This is a genomic window from Pseudomonas sp. TE9122 (assembly GCF_056278925.1).
Map to the genome: position 1 here is coordinate 1,637,173 of NZ_JBWBQI010000001.1, position 16,536 is coordinate 1,653,708.

At 61.4% G+C, this 16,536-nt stretch carries 14 protein-coding genes; all 14 read left to right on the forward strand.

Going from position 1 to position 16,536, the window contains the following annotated elements; translation table 11 throughout:
• Positions 1-13 precede the first annotated feature (13 nt).
• The 14 genes from leuC (at position 14) to purF (ending at position 16,503) form a co-directional block, all read left to right on the forward strand.
• Entirely contained in the window at positions 14-1,444 is a 1,431-nt protein-coding gene (gene leuC / locus ACZ9BE_RS07210; protein ID WP_041478531.1) for a 3-isopropylmalate dehydratase large subunit, read from the forward strand.
• Positions 1,445-1,446: 2 nt separating this feature from the next.
• The gene (gene leuD / locus ACZ9BE_RS07215) at positions 1,447-2,091 is read left to right on the forward strand and encodes a 3-isopropylmalate dehydratase small subunit (protein ID WP_256811258.1); all 645 of its coding nucleotides are present in this window, start codon (positions 1,447-1,449) and stop codon (positions 2,089-2,091) included.
• 132 nt (positions 2,092-2,223) lie between these two features.
• Complete coding sequence (locus tag ACZ9BE_RS07220) at positions 2,224-2,991, forward strand: class I SAM-dependent methyltransferase (RefSeq protein ID WP_476249120.1); 768 nt, start codon at positions 2,224-2,226, stop codon at positions 2,989-2,991.
• A 55-nt stretch (positions 2,992-3,046) separates the two neighbouring features.
• Positions 3,047-4,129 (forward strand): 3-isopropylmalate dehydrogenase, encoded by a 1,083-nt coding sequence (gene leuB, locus ACZ9BE_RS07225; protein ID WP_016773933.1) that lies wholly within the window; start codon positions 3,047-3,049, stop codon positions 4,127-4,129.
• Positions 4,130-4,195: 66 nt separating this feature from the next.
• Entirely contained in the window at positions 4,196-5,308 is a 1,113-nt protein-coding gene (asd, locus tag ACZ9BE_RS07230; protein WP_016773934.1) for an aspartate-semialdehyde dehydrogenase, read from the forward strand.
• 245 nt (positions 5,309-5,553) lie between these two features.
• A complete protein-coding gene (locus ACZ9BE_RS07235) occupies positions 5,554-6,564 on the forward strand; it encodes an aspartate-semialdehyde dehydrogenase (RefSeq protein WP_041478533.1) in 1,011 nt (336 codons plus the stop codon).
• 209 nt (positions 6,565-6,773) lie between these two features.
• Entirely contained in the window at positions 6,774-9,425 is a 2,652-nt protein-coding gene (locus ACZ9BE_RS07240) for a motility hub landmark protein FimV (RefSeq protein WP_476249121.1), read from the forward strand.
• 266 nt (positions 9,426-9,691) lie between these two features.
• Complete coding sequence (gene truA / locus ACZ9BE_RS07245) at positions 9,692-10,516, forward strand: tRNA pseudouridine(38-40) synthase TruA (RefSeq protein WP_016773937.1); 825 nt, start codon at positions 9,692-9,694, stop codon at positions 10,514-10,516.
• Between the two features lie 64 nt (positions 10,517-10,580).
• A complete protein-coding gene (locus ACZ9BE_RS07250) occupies positions 10,581-11,213 on the forward strand; it encodes a phosphoribosylanthranilate isomerase (RefSeq protein WP_056784388.1) in 633 nt (210 codons plus the stop codon).
• A gap of 198 nt (positions 11,214-11,411) precedes the next feature.
• Positions 11,412-12,332, forward strand: a complete 921-nt coding sequence (gene accD, locus ACZ9BE_RS07255; RefSeq protein WP_016773939.1) for an acetyl-CoA carboxylase, carboxyltransferase subunit beta — start codon at positions 11,412-11,414, stop codon at positions 12,330-12,332.
• Complete coding sequence (gene folC / locus ACZ9BE_RS07260) at positions 12,329-13,636, forward strand: bifunctional tetrahydrofolate synthase/dihydrofolate synthase (RefSeq protein WP_476249122.1); 1,308 nt, start codon at positions 12,329-12,331, stop codon at positions 13,634-13,636. Before accD ends, folC begins: the two co-directional genes overlap by 4 nt.
• On the forward strand, positions 13,620-14,297 hold the full coding sequence (locus tag ACZ9BE_RS07265) for an SPOR domain-containing protein (protein ID WP_476249123.1): 678 nt from the start codon (positions 13,620-13,622) through the stop codon (positions 14,295-14,297). The genes folC and ACZ9BE_RS07265 overlap by 17 nt, the downstream gene beginning before the upstream one ends.
• Before the next feature lie 98 nt (positions 14,298-14,395).
• Positions 14,396-14,956: a CvpA family protein gene (locus ACZ9BE_RS07270; RefSeq protein ID WP_016773942.1), complete on the forward strand. Its 561-nt coding sequence runs from the start codon at positions 14,396-14,398 to the stop codon at positions 14,954-14,956.
• Positions 14,957-14,997: 41 nt separating this feature from the next.
• On the forward strand, positions 14,998-16,503 hold the full coding sequence (gene purF / locus ACZ9BE_RS07275) for an amidophosphoribosyltransferase (protein ID WP_016773943.1): 1,506 nt from the start codon (positions 14,998-15,000) through the stop codon (positions 16,501-16,503).
• The last annotated feature ends 33 nt before the right edge of the window (positions 16,504-16,536 follow it).

The window sequence follows — 16,536 nt, forward strand, 5'->3', positions numbered from 1 at the left end:
GAGGAACCGTCTGATGGCCGGCAAAACGCTCTACGACAAGCTCTGGGATTCGCATTTGGTCAAGCAGCGCGACGATGGCTCGGCGCTGATCTACATCGATCGTCACATCATCCACGAAGTGACTTCGCCGCAAGCTTTCGAAGGCTTGCGTCTGGCCGGGCGCAAGCCTTGGCGCATCGATGCCAACATCGCGACCCCGGACCACAACGTACCGACCACTCCGGAGCGCAAGGGCGGGATCGAAGCCATTGCCGACCAGGTCTCGCGTTTGCAGGTGCAGACCCTCGACGACAACTGCGATGAATACGGCATCGTCGAATTCAAGATGAACGACGTGCGTCAGGGCATCGTTCACGTGATCAGCCCGGAGCAGGGCGCGACCCTGCCGGGCATGACCGTGGTTTGCGGCGACTCGCACACCTCGACCCATGGCGCATTCGGCGCGTTGGCCCACGGCATCGGCACATCCGAGGTCGAGCACGTGCTCGCCACGCAGTGCCTGGTGGCCAAGAAAATGAAAAACATGCTGGTGCGCGTCGAAGGCCAATTGCCGTTCGGCGTGACCGCCAAGGACATTGTCCTTGCGGTGATCGGCAAGATCGGCACCGCCGGCGGTAACGGCCATGCCATCGAGTTTGCCGGCAGCGCGATCCGCGATCTGTCCGTCGAAGGCCGCATGACCATCTGCAACATGTCCATCGAAGCCGGCGCCCGCGTGGGCCTGGTGGCGGCAGATCAGAAGACCATCGACTACGTCAAAGGTCGTCCATTCGCGCCGAAGGGCGAGCAGTGGGACATGGCCGTCGAAGCCTGGAAAGACCTGGTTTCCGATGCCGATGCCAAATTCGACACCGTGGTCGAGCTCGACGCCGCGCAAATCAAGCCGCAAGTCAGCTGGGGCACTTCGCCTGAGATGGTTTTGGCTGTTGATCAGAACGTGCCGGATCCGGCCAAGGAAATGGATCTGGTCAAACGTGACTCGATCGTTCGCGCCTTGAAATACATGGGTCTGACCGCCAATCAGGCGATCACCGACATTCAGCTTGATCGCGTATTCATCGGTTCCTGCACCAACTCGCGCATCGAAGACTTGCGCGCCGCTGCGGTCATCGCCAAGGGCCGCAAGGTCGCCTCGACCATCAAGCAGGCGATCGTTGTGCCGGGCTCGGGTCTGGTCAAAGCGCAGGCTGAAGCCGAAGGGCTGGACAAGATTTTCCTCGAGGCCGGTTTCGAATGGCGCGAGCCGGGTTGCTCGATGTGCCTGGCGATGAACCCGGACCGTTTGGAGTCCGGCGAGCATTGCGCCTCGACTTCCAACCGTAACTTCGAAGGCCGTCAGGGCGCCGGTGGCCGTACCCACTTGGTCAGCCCGGCCATGGCGGCAGCAGCAGCGGTGAACGGCCGTTTCATCGACGTTCGTGAATTGATCCAAGGAGCACAGTAAAGATGAAGGCATTTACTCAGCACACTGGTCTTGTCGCGCCTTTGGATCGTGCCAACGTCGACACCGATCAGATCATTCCCAAGCAGTTCTTGAAGTCGATCAAGCGCACCGGTTTTGGTCCGAACCTGTTCGACGAGTGGCGTTATCTGGATGTCGGCCAGCCGTACCAGGACAACTCCAAGCGCCCGCTGAACAAGGATTTCATCCTCAACGCCGAGCGTTATCAGGGTGCCAGCGTATTGCTCGCCCGCGAGAACTTCGGCTGCGGCTCGAGCCGTGAACACGCGCCGTGGGCGCTGGAAGAGTACGGTTTCCGCAGCATCATCGCGCCGAGTTACGCCGACATCTTCTTCAACAACAGTTTCAAGAACGGCCTGCTGCCGATCATTCTCAGCGATGCAGAAGTTGATGAACTGTTTAAGCAGGTTGAAGCCGAGCCGGGTTATCAATTGCAGATCGACTTGCAAGCGCAGACCGTGACCCGCCCGGATGGCAAGGTGTACAGCTTCGAGATCGATGCGTTCCGCAAGCACTGCCTGCTCAACGGTCTGGACGATATCGGCCTGACCTTGCAGGACGGCGATGCGATTGCGACGTTCGAGGCCAAGCATCGAGTTAGCCAGCCGTGGTTGTTTCGCGACGCGTGATTCGAGATTGATGTAGTCAGGGCTGGCCCCTTCGCGAGCAGGCTCGCTCCCACCTTGGAATGCATTCCCCTGTGGGAGCGAGCCTGCTCGCGAAGACGGCAGCGCAAACAACATAGATACCAGGATGTGCCCATGACCAGCACCGCCCAACACACTCAGGTCGTACAAAAGCAATTCGGTGAACAGGCCGCCGCCTACCTGAGCAGCGCCGTTCACGCTCAAGGCACCGAATTCGCATTGCTACAGGCTGAGCTGGCCGGGCAGGGCGAGGCTCGTGTGCTGGACTTGGGTTGCGGCGCAGGCCATGTCAGTTTCCATGTCGCTCCATTGGTCAAGGAGGTGGTGGCTTACGACCTGTCGCAGCAAATGCTTGATGTGGTTGCCGGCGCTGCCGTCGATCGCGGCTTGAGCAATATCATTACCGTCAACGGTGCTGCCGAGCGTTTGCCGTTCGCCGATGGCGAGTTCGATTTTGTGTTCAGCCGCTATTCGGCGCATCACTGGAGCGACCTCGGTCTGGCCTTGCGCGAAGTGCGCCGGGTGCTGAAGCCGGGCGGGGTGGCGGCTTTCGTTGACGTGTTGTCACCGGGCAGTGCGTTGTTCGACACTTACCTGCAAAGCGTCGAAGTGCTGCGCGACACCAGCCATGTCCGCGACTACTCCGCCGCCGAGTGGCTGCGCCAGGTCAGCGAGGCCGGTCTGCATGTGCGCAGCACCACCCGGCAGCGCCTGCGTCTGGAGTACAGCAGTTGGGTCGAGCGCATGCGCACACCTGACGTGATGCGCGCGGCGATCCGCCAGTTGCAGCAGTCGATGGGCAACGAAGTGCGTGAGTATTTTGAGATAGATGCCGACGGCTCGTTCAGTACCGATGTGATCGTGCTGATGGCCGAGCGATAGGAATTTTTCCCGGCGCGCCGTTCACTGGCGCACCGCTTGAAGACACGAGGAAAGCATGAGCAAGCAAATTCTGATTCTCCCGGGTGACGGTATTGGTCCGGAAATCATGGCCGAAGCGGTCAAGGTGCTGGAATTGGCCAATGACAAGTACAGCCTGGGCTTCGAGCTGAGCCACGACGTGATTGGCGGCGCGGCCATCGACAAGCATGGCGTGCCGCTGGCCGACGAAACCCTCGATCGCGCCCGCGCCGCCGACGCCGTGCTGCTGGGCGCGGTCGGTGGCCCGAAATGGGACACCATCGAGCGTGACATTCGCCCTGAGCGCGGTCTGCTGAAAATCCGCGCGCAACTGGGCCTGTTCGGCAACCTGCGCCCGGCGATCCTCTATCCGCAACTGGCCGACGCGTCGAGCCTGAAACCGGAAATCGTTGCCGGCCTGGACATTCTCATTGTCCGTGAGCTGACCGGCGGCATTTACTTCGGCGCGCCGCGTGGCACCCGTACGCTGGACAACGGCGAGCGTCAGTCCTACGACACGCTGCCGTACAGCGAAAGCGAAATCCGCCGCATCGCCCGTGTCGGTTTCGACATGGCCATGGTTCGTGGCAAGAAGCTCTGCTCGGTGGACAAGGCCAACGTCCTGGCATCCAGCCAGTTGTGGCGCGAAGTGGTCGAGCAAGTGGCCAAGGATTACCCGGAAGTCGAACTGAGCCACATGTACGTCGATAACGCCGCCATGCAGTTGGTGCGCGCACCCAAGCAGTTCGACGTGATCGTCACCGACAACATGTTCGGCGACATCCTCTCCGACGAAGCGTCGATGCTCACCGGCTCGATCGGCATGCTCCCTTCGGCCTCCCTGGACTCCAATAACAAGGGCATGTACGAGCCGTGCCATGGTTCGGCGCCGGACATTGCTGGCAAAGGCATTGCCAACCCGCTGGCGACGATCCTGTCGGTATCGATGATGCTGCGTTACAGCTTCAATCTGCACGACGCTGCCGATGCCATCGAAAAAGCCGTCAGTGTCGTGCTCGATCAGGGCTTGCGCACTGGCGACATCCACTCGGCCGGTTGTACCAAAGTCGGTACGCAGGAAATGGGCGACGCAGTAGTCGCCGCGCTGCGGAATCTGTAATCTCTCGGGCCCGCTGCGAAATTCAATACAAAGCAGCGGCCCACTTTTCAAGAAGGTGTAGTTGCGATGAAACGTGTAGGTCTGATCGGTTGGCGCGGGATGGTCGGTTCCGTGCTCATGCAGCGGATGCTGGAAGAGCAGGATTTCGATCTTATCGAGCCGGTGTTTTTCACCACGTCCAATGTCGGTGGCCAAGGCCCGTCCGTGGGCAAGGACATTGCTCCGCTCAAGGACGCTTACAGCATTGACGAGCTGAAGACCCTCGACGTGATCCTGACCTGCCAGGGCGGCGACTACACCAGCGAAGTATTCCCCAAGCTGCGCGAAGCCGGCTGGCAGGGTTACTGGATCGACGCGGCGTCGAGCCTGCGCATGAACGATGACGCGGTGATCATTCTCGACCCGGTCAACCGCAAGGTCATCGACCAGCAGCTGGACGCGGGCACCAAGAATTACATCGGCGGCAACTGCACCGTCAGCCTGATGCTGATGGGTCTGGGCGGTCTGTTCGAGGCCGGTCTGGTCGAGTGGATGAGCGCCATGACCTATCAGGCGGCCTCCGGTGCCGGCGCGCAGAACATGCGTGAACTGATCAAGCAGATGGGCGCGACCCACGCCGCTGTCGCCGATCAACTGGCCGATCCGGCCAGCGCGATCCTCGACATCGACCGTCGCGTGGCCGAAGCCATGCGCAGCGACGCGTACCCGACCGAAAACTTCGGCGTACCGCTGGCCGGCAGCCTGATCCCATGGATCGACAAGGAACTGCCGAACGGCCAGAGCCGCGAAGAGTGGAAGGCCCAGGCCGAGACCAACAAGATCCTCGGTCGCTTCAAGAGCCCGATCCCGGTCGACGGCATCTGCGTGCGCATCGGCGCCATGCGCTGCCACAGCCAGGCGCTGACCATCAAGCTGAACAAAGACGTACCGATCGCCGATATCGAAGGGCTGATCAGCCAGCACAACCCTTGGGTCAAGCTGGTACCGAACAACCGCGAGATCAGCATGCAGGAGCTGAGCCCGACCAAGGTCACCGGCACCCTGAATGTACCGGTCGGTCGTCTGCGCAAGCTGAACATGGGTTCGCAATTCGTCGGCGCCTTCACCGTCGGCGACCAACTGCTGTGGGGCGCGGCCGAACCGCTGCGCCGCATGCTGCGGATCCTGCTGGAGCGTTGATCGCTTGAAGCATTGAAGAAGCCCGTGCCTTGAAAGAGGTGCGGGTTTTTTTATGCCAAGGATTTCTCCGGTGTCTGTACTGCCTTTTTCGCGAGCAGGCTCGCTCCCACATTGAAATGCGGTCCCTGTGGGAGCGAGCCTGCTCGCGAAAGGGCCGGTCCAGCCGCCGCAAATCCTGCAGAAATTGCCTGTGCGCCACCCACCCGGTAAAGTGCCGCTCCCCCCGTTTTGCCAGAGGTAGCTCCATGACCCAGACTTTCGATATCGCCGTTATCGGCGCCACCGGTACTGTCGGCGAAACCCTCGTACAGATTCTCGAAGAACGCGACTTCCCGGTCGGCAACCTGCACCTGCTGGCCAGCAGTGAATCGGCCGGCAGCTCGGTGCTGTTCCGCAACAAAAACGTCCGCGTGCGCGAGGTCGACGAGTTCGATTTCAGCAAGGTCAGACTGGTGTTCTTCGCCGCCGGCGCTGCGGTGTCGCTGAGCTACGCCGCTCGCGCCCATGCTGCCGGTTGCTCGTTGATCGACTTGTCCGGCGCCTTGTCCACCGATCAGGCGCCACAGGTGGTGCCGGAGGCCAATGCCGATATTCTCGCCAGTCTGAAAAGCCCATTCCAGGTCAGCAGCCCAAGCCCGTCTGCTACGACGCTTGCGGTGGTGCTGGCGCCGCTGCTCGATCTGCTCGATCTGCAATACGTCAACGTCACCGCCAATCTGGCCGTTTCGGCGCAAGGCCGCGAGGCGGTCACCGAGCTCGCGCGGCAGACCGCCGAGCTGCTCAACATGCGTCCGCTGGAACCGACGTTCTTCGACCGGCAGATGGCCTTCAACCTGCTGGCACAAGTCGGTACGCCTGATGCGCAGGGCCACACGCTGCTGGAAAAACGATTGGTTCGAGAGCTGCGCCAGGTCCTGGCGAAACCTTTATTGAAGATTTCTGCCACTTGCGTTCAAGCCCCGGTGTTTTTTGGCGATAGCTTTAGCGTGACCTTGCAGTCAGGCAGCGCTGTTGACCTGGAAAAGGTCAACGCAGCGCTTGAGGCTGCACCGGGCATCGAGCTGGTCGAGGCCGGCGATTATCCGACCGCGGTCGGCGATGCGGTGGGGCAGGACGTGGTCTACGTAGGCCGCGTGCGGACGGGCGTCGACGACCCGGCGGAACTAAATCTTTGGCTGACGTCAGATAACGTACGCAAAGGCGCGGCGCTCAACGCCGTGCAACTGGCTGAGTTGTTGATAAAAGACCTGCTGTAAAAGATACTTGGCAACAATTTGTCGACTGATTCTAGGTGAGCGCTATGCTTGCCCGAAGCGCGTCGATGACGAGTCACCCTCCGGGACTTTCCGGGGCAGCACCGAAATGATCGCGCGCGGCGACACCCGTCGTCGCGCGCAATGCCTTACGGCAGCGGTATTCAAAAGCTTCTCGCTGGCCGAGGAACGTTCAAACAAAGGATGAGGCTATGGTTCAAGTTCGCAAACTGGTGTTAGCAATAGCGGCCGCCTCGGCGCTGTCCTCCGGTATGGCGCATGCCCTCGGGCTCGGGGAGCTGACCCTGAAGTCGACCCTGAACCAGCCGTTGGTGGCTGAAATCGAGCTGCTCGACGTCAAGGATCTCACCGCCGCCGAGGTGGTGCCGAGCCTGGCTTCCCCTGAAGATTTCGCCAAGGCTGGCGTTGATCGTCAGGCTTTTCTCAATGACCTGACGTTCACCCCGGTACTCAACGCCAGCGGCAAAAGCGTGTTGCGCGTGACCTCGAGCCAACCGCTGTCGGAACCGATGGTGAAGTTCCTCGTGCAGGTGATGTGGCCCAATGGCCGCCTGCTGCGTGATTACAGCGTGCTGCTCGATCCGTCGAAGTTCTCGCCGCAGACCGCAGACGCCGCCGCGCAACCGGCGCCGTCGCAGACCATCACTGCGCCCACCACTGGCGCCACCCATCGCAATCAATACACCACCACGCCGCGCGATACCCTGTGGGAAATCGCCGCGAAGGCGCGCAACGGCGGCTCGGTGCAGCAGACCATGCTGGCGATTCAGGCGCTCAATCCGAATGCCTTTATCGACGGCAACATCAACCGTCTGAAAACCGGCCAGGTGCTGCGTCTGCCGGACCCGGTACAAAGCACAGCGCTGCCGCAGTCGGCTGCCATTGCTGAAGTGGCGGCGCAGAACGAAGCCTGGCGTCAGGGCCGTCGTTATGTAGGCAAGCCTGGCACCGGTCAGCAGCAGCTGGATGCGACCAATCGTGGCCGTGGCAATACCGGTGCAGCGGCCAACACCCAGGACAATCTGAGCCTGGTCTCGGCGGAAAGCGCCAAGCCCGGTGCGAAAGGCCCGGCCGGCGACGCCAAGGCGCTGAGCAACAAACTGGCAATCACTCAGGAAAACCTCGACACGACCCGTCGTGACAACGAGGAACTGAAAAGCCGCATGGCTGATCTGCAGAGCCAGTTGGACAAGCTGCAAAAGCTGATCGAGCTGAAGAACAATCAACTGGCGAAGATGCAGGCCGACGGCGCCGGCGCTGCGCCTGGCGCCACTGCTGCTGTGCCGCCGGTACCGGCGATCACTGCCGAACTGGCCGCAACACCGCCAGCCACTCCGGCCGACGCCGCACCGACTCCAGAGTCAGCCATCGCGCCGCCAGCGGAAACCCCGGTTGAGCCGGTCGTCGAGCCGGTGGTCGAAACTACGCCGCCTGCTGCCGCCGATGACGACAAAGCCTTCAATGAGCTGCTGACCAATCCGATCCTGCTCGGCCTGATCGGCGGCGGTGCGGTGGTTCTGCTGCTTCTGCTGTTGCTGCTGGCACGTCGCCGCAAAGCCCAGCAGGAAGCCGAAAAGCACCTGCGCATGGCCCGCGCTCTGGCTGAAGAGCAAGAGTTCTCCGCTGAGCAGGATCTGCCGGAAAGCAGCTTCTCCGGCTTGGAAACCCCGGCAGCCAGCGTCAAGCTCAACACGCCAGCTCCGGCACCTGCGCCAGCCCCTGCACCGGTCGTCACTCCGGTGGTGATGGCTGCGCCGATTGCCGCACCACTGGTGGCCCCGGCCGGCGAACGCTCTGATGATGTGCTCGACAAAGCGCAATCGCACATCAATGCCGGCCGCCTTAATCAGGCCGCTGCGCTGCTGGAAGAGGGCGTCAGCCTTGAGCCGGAACGCAGCGATCTGCGCCTGAAGCTGATGGAAGTCTACGGTCAGCAGGGCGACCGCGATGCGTTCGTTGCGCAAGAGCGTCAACTGGTGGCCAATGGCGATAACTTCGCCAAGGTCGAAGCGCTGAAAAGCCGCTTCCCAGCCATGGCTGTCGTCGCTGCCGGTGGGCTGGCAGCTGCCGCCGTCGCTGCCGAACTGGACGCGCAGTACGTCAAGGAATTGCTGCAAGACGAGCCGCAAGCGCCCGAGGCTGCCGCTGACGATCTCGACACCGCGTTCGATTTGAGCCTGGACGACCTCGACAACATCACCCCGGTCGATCCTGCGCCAGCGGTCGAGCCAGAAGCGCCTGTCGAGCTCGACGCATTTCCGGCCGAAGACGATCTGAGCTTCGCTTCGGTGCTGCAAGAGCAGACCGAGATGAAAGACAATCTCGACGATCTGTCGGACTTCGATCTGGACATGGATCTGGGCGCCGAACCATCGCCGGCCACGTTGGCTGAAGATGACTTCCTGCTGGATCTTGACGACGGCGTGAAGGACTTGCCGCCGGTCGAGACGCCGGTAGTTGCTGACGTGCCGCAGGACGATCTGGAACTCCCAGCCGATTTCGACCTGTCGCTGGCCGACGAAATGGACACCAACCCAGCCGCCGAGCCGGATGCTTTCGCGGCCGAGCTTGACGACGTCAATGCCGAGCTGGATCGCCTGTCGCAAAGCATGGCCGAACCGAGCTTCACCGAAGCGGACGCAGCGTTGGGTGATGACCTGGGTGAAGATGATTTCGACTTCCTCGCCGGCACCGACGAAGCAGCGACCAAACTCGATCTGGCCCAGGCTTACATCGACATGGGCGACGCTGACGGTGCGCGTGACATCCTCAACGAAGTGTTGACCGAGGGTGACGAGAAGCAGCGGGGCGAGGCCAAGGAAATGCTTTCCAACCTGGCGTAAGTTCAGCGGTAAACAACAAGCGGCAGCCCGGTGGGGCTGCCGTTTTTGTTTGTGCCGGATTCGGCGGTGTTTGATCGATTGCTTTCGCGAGCAGGCTCGCTCCCACAGGGGGGCGCATTGCAAATGTGGGAGCGAGCCTGCTCGCGAAGGGGGCGGTACTGCCGATAGAGAACTCTGGCATCCCCGGCCCACCGCCTTATAATGCCCGCCTTTGCAAATCAGCAGGCTGTCCCACCTTGGCAAACATAGATAACCCGGTCGCCGAAATGGCGCCCGACGGCTTTTACCGCGTCGCGCTGGGCGTTGAGTACAAAGGCTCGCGCTACAGCGGCTGGCAACGGCAACTGACCGGAGTGGCGACTGTGCAGGAAGAGCTTGAAAAAGCCCTGTCGAAAGTCGCCAATTCGCCGGTTTCCCTGCAATGCGCCGGGCGTACCGATGCCGGCGTGCATGCCTGCGGCCAAGTGGTGCACTTTGACACCCAGGTTGATCGCTCGCTGAAAGCCTGGGTCATGGGCGCCAACATCAATCTGCCCCACGACATCAGCGTCAGTTGGGCCAGGGTCATGCCGGCACATTTTCATGCTCGGTTCAAAGCCATTGCCCGGCGTTATCGCTATGTGATCTACAACGATCAGATCCGCCCGGCGCACCTCAATGAAGAAATCACCTGGAATCACCGTCCGCTCGACGCCGAGCGTATGGCCGAGGCCGCGCAGTACCTGATCGGTACCCACGATTTCAGCGCATTCCGGGCCGGTCAGTGCCAGGCAAAGTCGCCGATCAAGAAGATGCATCACCTGCGCGTGACCCGTCACGGCAAGATGATCGTGCTCGACATTCGTGCCAACGCGTTCCTGCATCACATGGTGCGCAATATCGCCGGTGTGCTGATGACCATCGGTGCCGGTGAGCGTCCGGTGGAGTGGATGAAGGAAGTGCTGGAAAGTCGCGAGCGTCGCTCCGGCGGGGTCACGGCGCATCCGTACGGGCTGTATCTGGTGCAGGTCGAGTATCACGACGAATTCCCGTTACCCGAGCGCTTTATCGGGCCACATTTCCTTACGGGTTTCTCCGAACTTGACGGCTGACGCCCTCGGGCGCTTTTGTTACCATCCGGGACGTTTTCGGATTTTGCCTTGAGGTTTTCCTGACATGTCAGCTGTTCGCAGCAAGATCTGCGGCATTACCCGCATCGAAGATGCGCTGGCCGCCGTCGAAGCCGGTGCCGACGCGATCGGCCTGGTGTTTTACGCCAAGAGTCCGCGAGCGGTGAACGTGCAGCAGGCGCGGGCGATCATCAAGGCGCTGCCGCCGTTCGTTACCACCGTGGGGCTGTTCGTCAATGCCAGCCGTTGCGAGCTCGGAGAAATCCTCGATGCGGTGCCGCTGGATCTGCTGCAGTTCCATGGCGACGAAAGTGCGGAGGAGTGTGAAGGCTGGCATCGTCCGTACATCAAAGCGCTGCGGGTCAAGGCGGGTGATGACATTGCTGCTGCCTGCGATGCCTTTCCCGGCGCCAGTGGCGTACTGCTCGACACCTATGTCGAAGGGGTGCCCGGTGGAACCGGCGAGGCGTTTGACTGGTCACTGATTCCGCAACACTTGAGCAAACCGCTGATTCTGGCCGGCGGCCTGACGCCGGAGAACGTTGCCGACGCGGTAGCACGGGTCAAGCCCTACGCGGTGGATGTCAGCGGCGGGGTAGAAGCGAGCAAAGGCATCAAGGATCACCACAAGATTCGCGCATTCATCAACGCGGTGCGCGGCAATACATCGTCGATGTGACGGCTGGCAGTCTGCCGCCGTCCATCAATGCACTTGCACAAAGCAGGCGCGGCTGAGGGTTGCTGAATCGTCGCAGGTCATGTTCCGCGCTGACCGCCACTGTTCGGCAACCATCGCCACACACATGAATTTAGCTCAAGGGCATACGCGGGGCTGCGAACCAGAGCGTTCGGGCCGCCGGTACTGGAGAAAGAAAGCATGAGCAACTGGTTAGTAGACAAACTGATCCCTTCGATCATGCGCTCGGAGGTCAAGAAGAGCTCGGTGCCTGAAGGTCTGTGGCACAAATGCCCGTCCTGCGAGGCGGTGTTGTACCGTCCGGAGCTGGAAAAGACCCTGGACGTTTGCCCCAAGTGCAACCATCACATGCGCATCGGCGCACGTGCCCGCATCGACATTTTCCTCGACCCGGAAGGCCGCAACGAACTGGGTGCTGACCTGGAGCCGGTTGACCGTCTGAAATTCCGCGACGGCAAGAAGTACAAGGACCGCTTGGTCGCTGCGCAGAAGCAGACCGGCGAGAAAGATGCGCTGATCTCGGTCAGCGGTACCTTGCTGGGCATGCCGGTAGTGGTTTCGGCATTCGAATTCAACTTCATGGGCGGTTCCATGGGCGCCATCGTCGGTGAGCGCTTCGTTCGCGCTGCCAACTACGCACTGGAAAACCGCTGCCCGATGATCTGCTTCGCCGCCTCCGGTGGTGCACGCATGCAGGAAGCGCTGATCTCGCTGATGCAGATGGCCAAGACTTCGGCCGTACTTGCGCGTCTGCGTGAAGAAGGCATTCCGTTCATCTCCGTACTGACCGACCCGGTCTACGGCGGCGTTTCCGCCAGTCTGGCGATGCTTGGCGACGTCATCGTCGGCGAGCCGAAAGCCCTGATCGGCTTCGCCGGTCCGCGGGTGATCGAGCAGACCGTGCGCGAGAAACTGCCGGAAGGCTTCCAGCGCAGCGAGTTCCTGCTGGAGCACGGCGCGATCGACATGATCATTCACCGTCAGGAACTGCGTCCGCGTCTGGGTAACCTGCTGGCACAGATGACCGGCAAGCCGACGCCGAAGTTCGTCGCCGCGCCGATCGAACCGATCGTGGTGCCGCCGGTGCCTGCCAACGTATGACCCAGCGCACCCTTGGTGAATGGCTCGCCTACCTTGAGCAGTTGCATCCGTCGGCCATCGACATGGGCCTGGAGCGTTCGCAACAGGTAGCGTCCCGCATGGGGCTGGGCCAGCCGGCGCCTCGGGTGATCACGGTCACCGGCACCAACGGCAAGGGCTCGACCTGCGCGTTCGTGGCTTCATTTCTGCGTGCGCAGGGCCTGAGCGTTGGTGTCTACAATTCTCCGCACCTGCTGCGTTACAACGAGCGGGTGCAGCTCGACGGCGTCGAAGCCACTGACGCGCAGCTCTGCGAAGCCTTTGCTGCGGTCGAGGCGGGCCGCGGCGAGACTTCCCTGACTTACTTCGAAATGGGCACTCTGGCAGCGTTCTGGCTGTTCCAGCAGGCGGCGCTTGACGCTGTGGTGCTTGAAGTCGGGTTGGGCGGGCGTCTGGATACCGTCAATGTAGTCGATGCCGATATTGCGCTGGTCACCAGCATTGGCGTCGATCACGCCGATTATCTGGGCGATACCCGCGAATCCGTGGCCTTCGAGAAGGCCGGAATTTTCCGCCAGGGCAAGCCTGCTCTGTGTGGCGACCTGAATCCTCCGCAACCACTGCTCGACAAGGCGCACGAACTGGCTTGCCCATTCTTTCTGCGTGGACGCGATTTCGATCTCGGCATCACTGACCAACACTGGCAATGGCGCGGCACCGATGCCCTGGGCCAAGTGGTCGAGTTGCGCGACTTGCCGCTGCTCGATCTGCCGATGGAAAACGCCGCGCTGGCGCTGCAAGCCTATCTGCTGACAGGTTTGCCGTGGAATGCCGAACAGATTGTCGCGGCGTTGCAGGCGACGCGCGTGGTCGGACGCCTCGATCGTCGTTCGTTCGAATGGAACGGCAAGCGCCTGAACATGTTGCTGGATGTTGGTCACAATCCTCATGCCGCTGAATATCTCGCTCGGCGTCTGGCTGCGCGGCCCCCGGCGGGCAAGCGCCTGGCGGTATTCGGCCTGCTGGCGGACAAGGATCTGGATGGTGTTGTTGGCGAATTGAATGCTAGTGTCGCGCATTGGGCTGTCGCGCCGCTGGATTCGCCGCGCGCGCGTCCCGTAGCTGAACTTGAGGCAGCGCTGCAGAACCTTGGTGCTTCGGTTACGTCTTACGCCAGCGTGGCGGCCGCTCTGGAAGGGCAGTGCGCTATAGCAACCAGTGACGACGAGATTCTGTTGTTCGGATCATTTTATTGTGTCGCCGAGGCCCTTGAATGGCTGGCCCGGCGCTCCACGGAGGAAGCGGCAAATGGCTTTGCTGGATAAAGCGTACAAGCAGCGCATGGTTGGCGCGCTGGTGCTGGTGGCGCTGGCGGTGATCTTCCTGCCGATGCTGTTTTCCCGTCAGGACGAGCAGCGTCAGGTGACCGTCGAGGCCCCGGCTGCGCCTCAGCCTTCGGCCATGCCGCAGGTGCAAATTGACCCGGTGGCCGTGCCTGAGCCGCAGGCCTTGCCGCAAGAGCCTGTGCCAACGGACGAAGAGGTCGCTGAAGAAGCGGTGCCTGCGGCCCCGGTTGCTCCGGCTGCTCCGGCTGCACCGGCTGCGCCAGCACCGACCATCCCTGCGCAGATAGCCCGTCCGGCAACGCCGCCACCGGTGGCCAAGCCGATTCCGGCGCCGGCTCAGCCGATCACATCCGCAACCAGCAAGCCTGACACCACGCAGAGCCGCGTCGATGCCAACGGTCTGTCGGTGAGCTGGTCGGTGCAACTGGCCAGTCTGTCGAGCCGCGCCAGCGCCGAGAGCCTGCAGAAGAACCTGCGCAGCCAGGGTTATAACGCCTACATTCGTTCTGCCGATGGCAAGAATCGGGTGTTCGTCGGTCCGCTGATCGAGCGTGCCGAAGCCGATCGTCTGCGCGATCTGCTGAGTCGTCAGCAGAACCTCAAGGGCTTCGTTGTCCGTTTTCAGCCTGAACGTGGCTGAAATCTATCACCTCGATTGAAAAGCACTGACAATCGCAGCTTACCGACAGCCATGCGCTCTGCTAAAATGCGCCGCCTTATTCGTCTGTAGGCTGCACTGTGCCATTTACCTGGGTTGACTGGGCGATCGTTGCAATCATCGCCATCTCCGCTTTGATCAGTCTGAGCCGCGGCTTCGTAAAGGAAGCTTTATCGCTGCTGACCTGGATCATCGCAGGAGCGGTTGCCTGGATGTTTGGTGGCTCACTGTCCGAGTACCTCGCCGGATACATCGAAACCCCATCGGCTCGCGTGATCGCGGGCTGTGCCATCATGTTTGTCGCCACACTGATCGTGGGCGCAATGATCAATTATCTTATCGGCGAGTTGGTTCGCGTCACCGGGTTGTCCGGGACCGATCGATTCCTCGGCATGGCCTTCGGCGCAGCGCGTGGCGTGTTGCTGGTGGTCGTGGCGGTCGGGCTGTTGAGCCTGGGGCCGGTACAGCAGGACGGGTGGTGGAAAGAATCACAGCTCGTGCCCAAGTTTCTATTGGTCGCCGACTGGTCCAAAAACCTGATACTGGGGTGGAGCAGTCAGTGGCTTGCCAGCGGAATCAGCGTACCCGCTGAGATTCCGTTCAAGGAGCAGCTCTTGCCGACGGCGAAAACGCCTCAGTGAGTGTTGTTCAGTTCAGATCCATTAAGTAGGGGTTGCGTCGCATGTGTGGCATCGTCGGTATCGTCGGTAAGTCGAACGTCAATCAGGCGCTGTATGACGCGCTAACCGTGCTCCAGCACCGCGGCCAGGACGCTGCCGGTATCGTGACCAGCCATGATGGCCGGTTGTTCCTGCGCAAGGATAATGGCCTGGTGCGTGACGTGTTCCAGCAGCGTCACATGCAGCGTCTGGTCGGCCACATGGGTATCGGCCACGTCCGTTACCCGACTGCCGGCAGCTCGACGTCGGCCGAAGCCCAGCCGTTCTACGTCAACTCGCCGTACGGCATCACTCTGGCGCACAACGGCAACCTGACCAACGTTGAACAGTTGGCTAAAGAGATCTACGAATCCGATCTGCGTCACGTCAACACCAGCTCCGACTCGGAAGTGCTGCTCAACGTGTTCGCCCACGAGCTGGCCCAGCGCGGCAAGCTGCAGCCGACCGAAGAAGACGTGTTCGCCGCCGTGACCGACGTGCACAACCGTTGCGTTGGTGGTTACGCCGTTGTGGCGATGGTCACCGGTTACGGCATCGTCGGTTTCCGCGATCCGCACGGCATCCGCCCGATCGTGTTTGGCCAGCGTCACACCGACGAAGGCGTCGAGTACATGATCGCCTCGGAAAGCGTTTCGCTGGACGTGCTCGGTTTTACCCTGATTCGCGACCTCGCGCCGGGTGAAGCGGTCTACATCACTGAAGACGGCAAGTTGCACACCCGTCAGTGCGCAACCAACCCGTCGCTGACGCCGTGCATTTTCGAACACGTCTACCTCGCGCGTCCGGACTCGATCATCGACGGCGTGTCGGTGTACAAAGCACGTCTGCGCATGGGCGAGAAGCTTGCCGAGAAGATCCTGCGCGAGCGTCCTGAGCACGACATCGACGTGGTCATCCCGATTCCCGACACCAGCCGTACCGCTGCGCTGGAACTGGCCAATCACCTGGGCGTGAAATTCCGCGAAGGTTTCGTCAAGAACCGTTACATCGGTCGCACCTTCATCATGCCGGGCCAGGCTGCGCGCAAGAAGTCGGTACGCCAGAAGCTCAATGCCATCGAGCTGGAATTCCGTGGCAAGAACGTCATGCTGGTCGATGACTCGATCGTGCGCGGCACCACTTGCAAGCAGATCATCCAGATGGCCCGCGAAGCCGGCGCGAAAAACGTCTACTTCTGCTCGGCGGCACCTGCGGTGCGCTTCCCGAACGTGTACGGTATCGACATGCCGAGCGCCCACGAACTGATCGCGCACAACCGTTCGACTCAGGACGTGGCCGACCTGATCGGTGCAGACTGGCTGATCTATCAGGATCTGCCTGACTTGATCGAAGCGGTCGGCGGCGGCAAGATCAAGATCGAGCACTTCGATTGCGCAGTGTTTGACGGCAAGTACGTGACCGGTGACGTCGACGAGGCTTACCTGAACAAGATCGAGCAGGCGCGCAACGATGCCTCGAAGGTCAAGACCCAGGCAGTCAGTGCGATCATCGATCTGTACAACAACTGAGTTTTCACCGGCCCTGAGGGGCCGGTTTTGTAT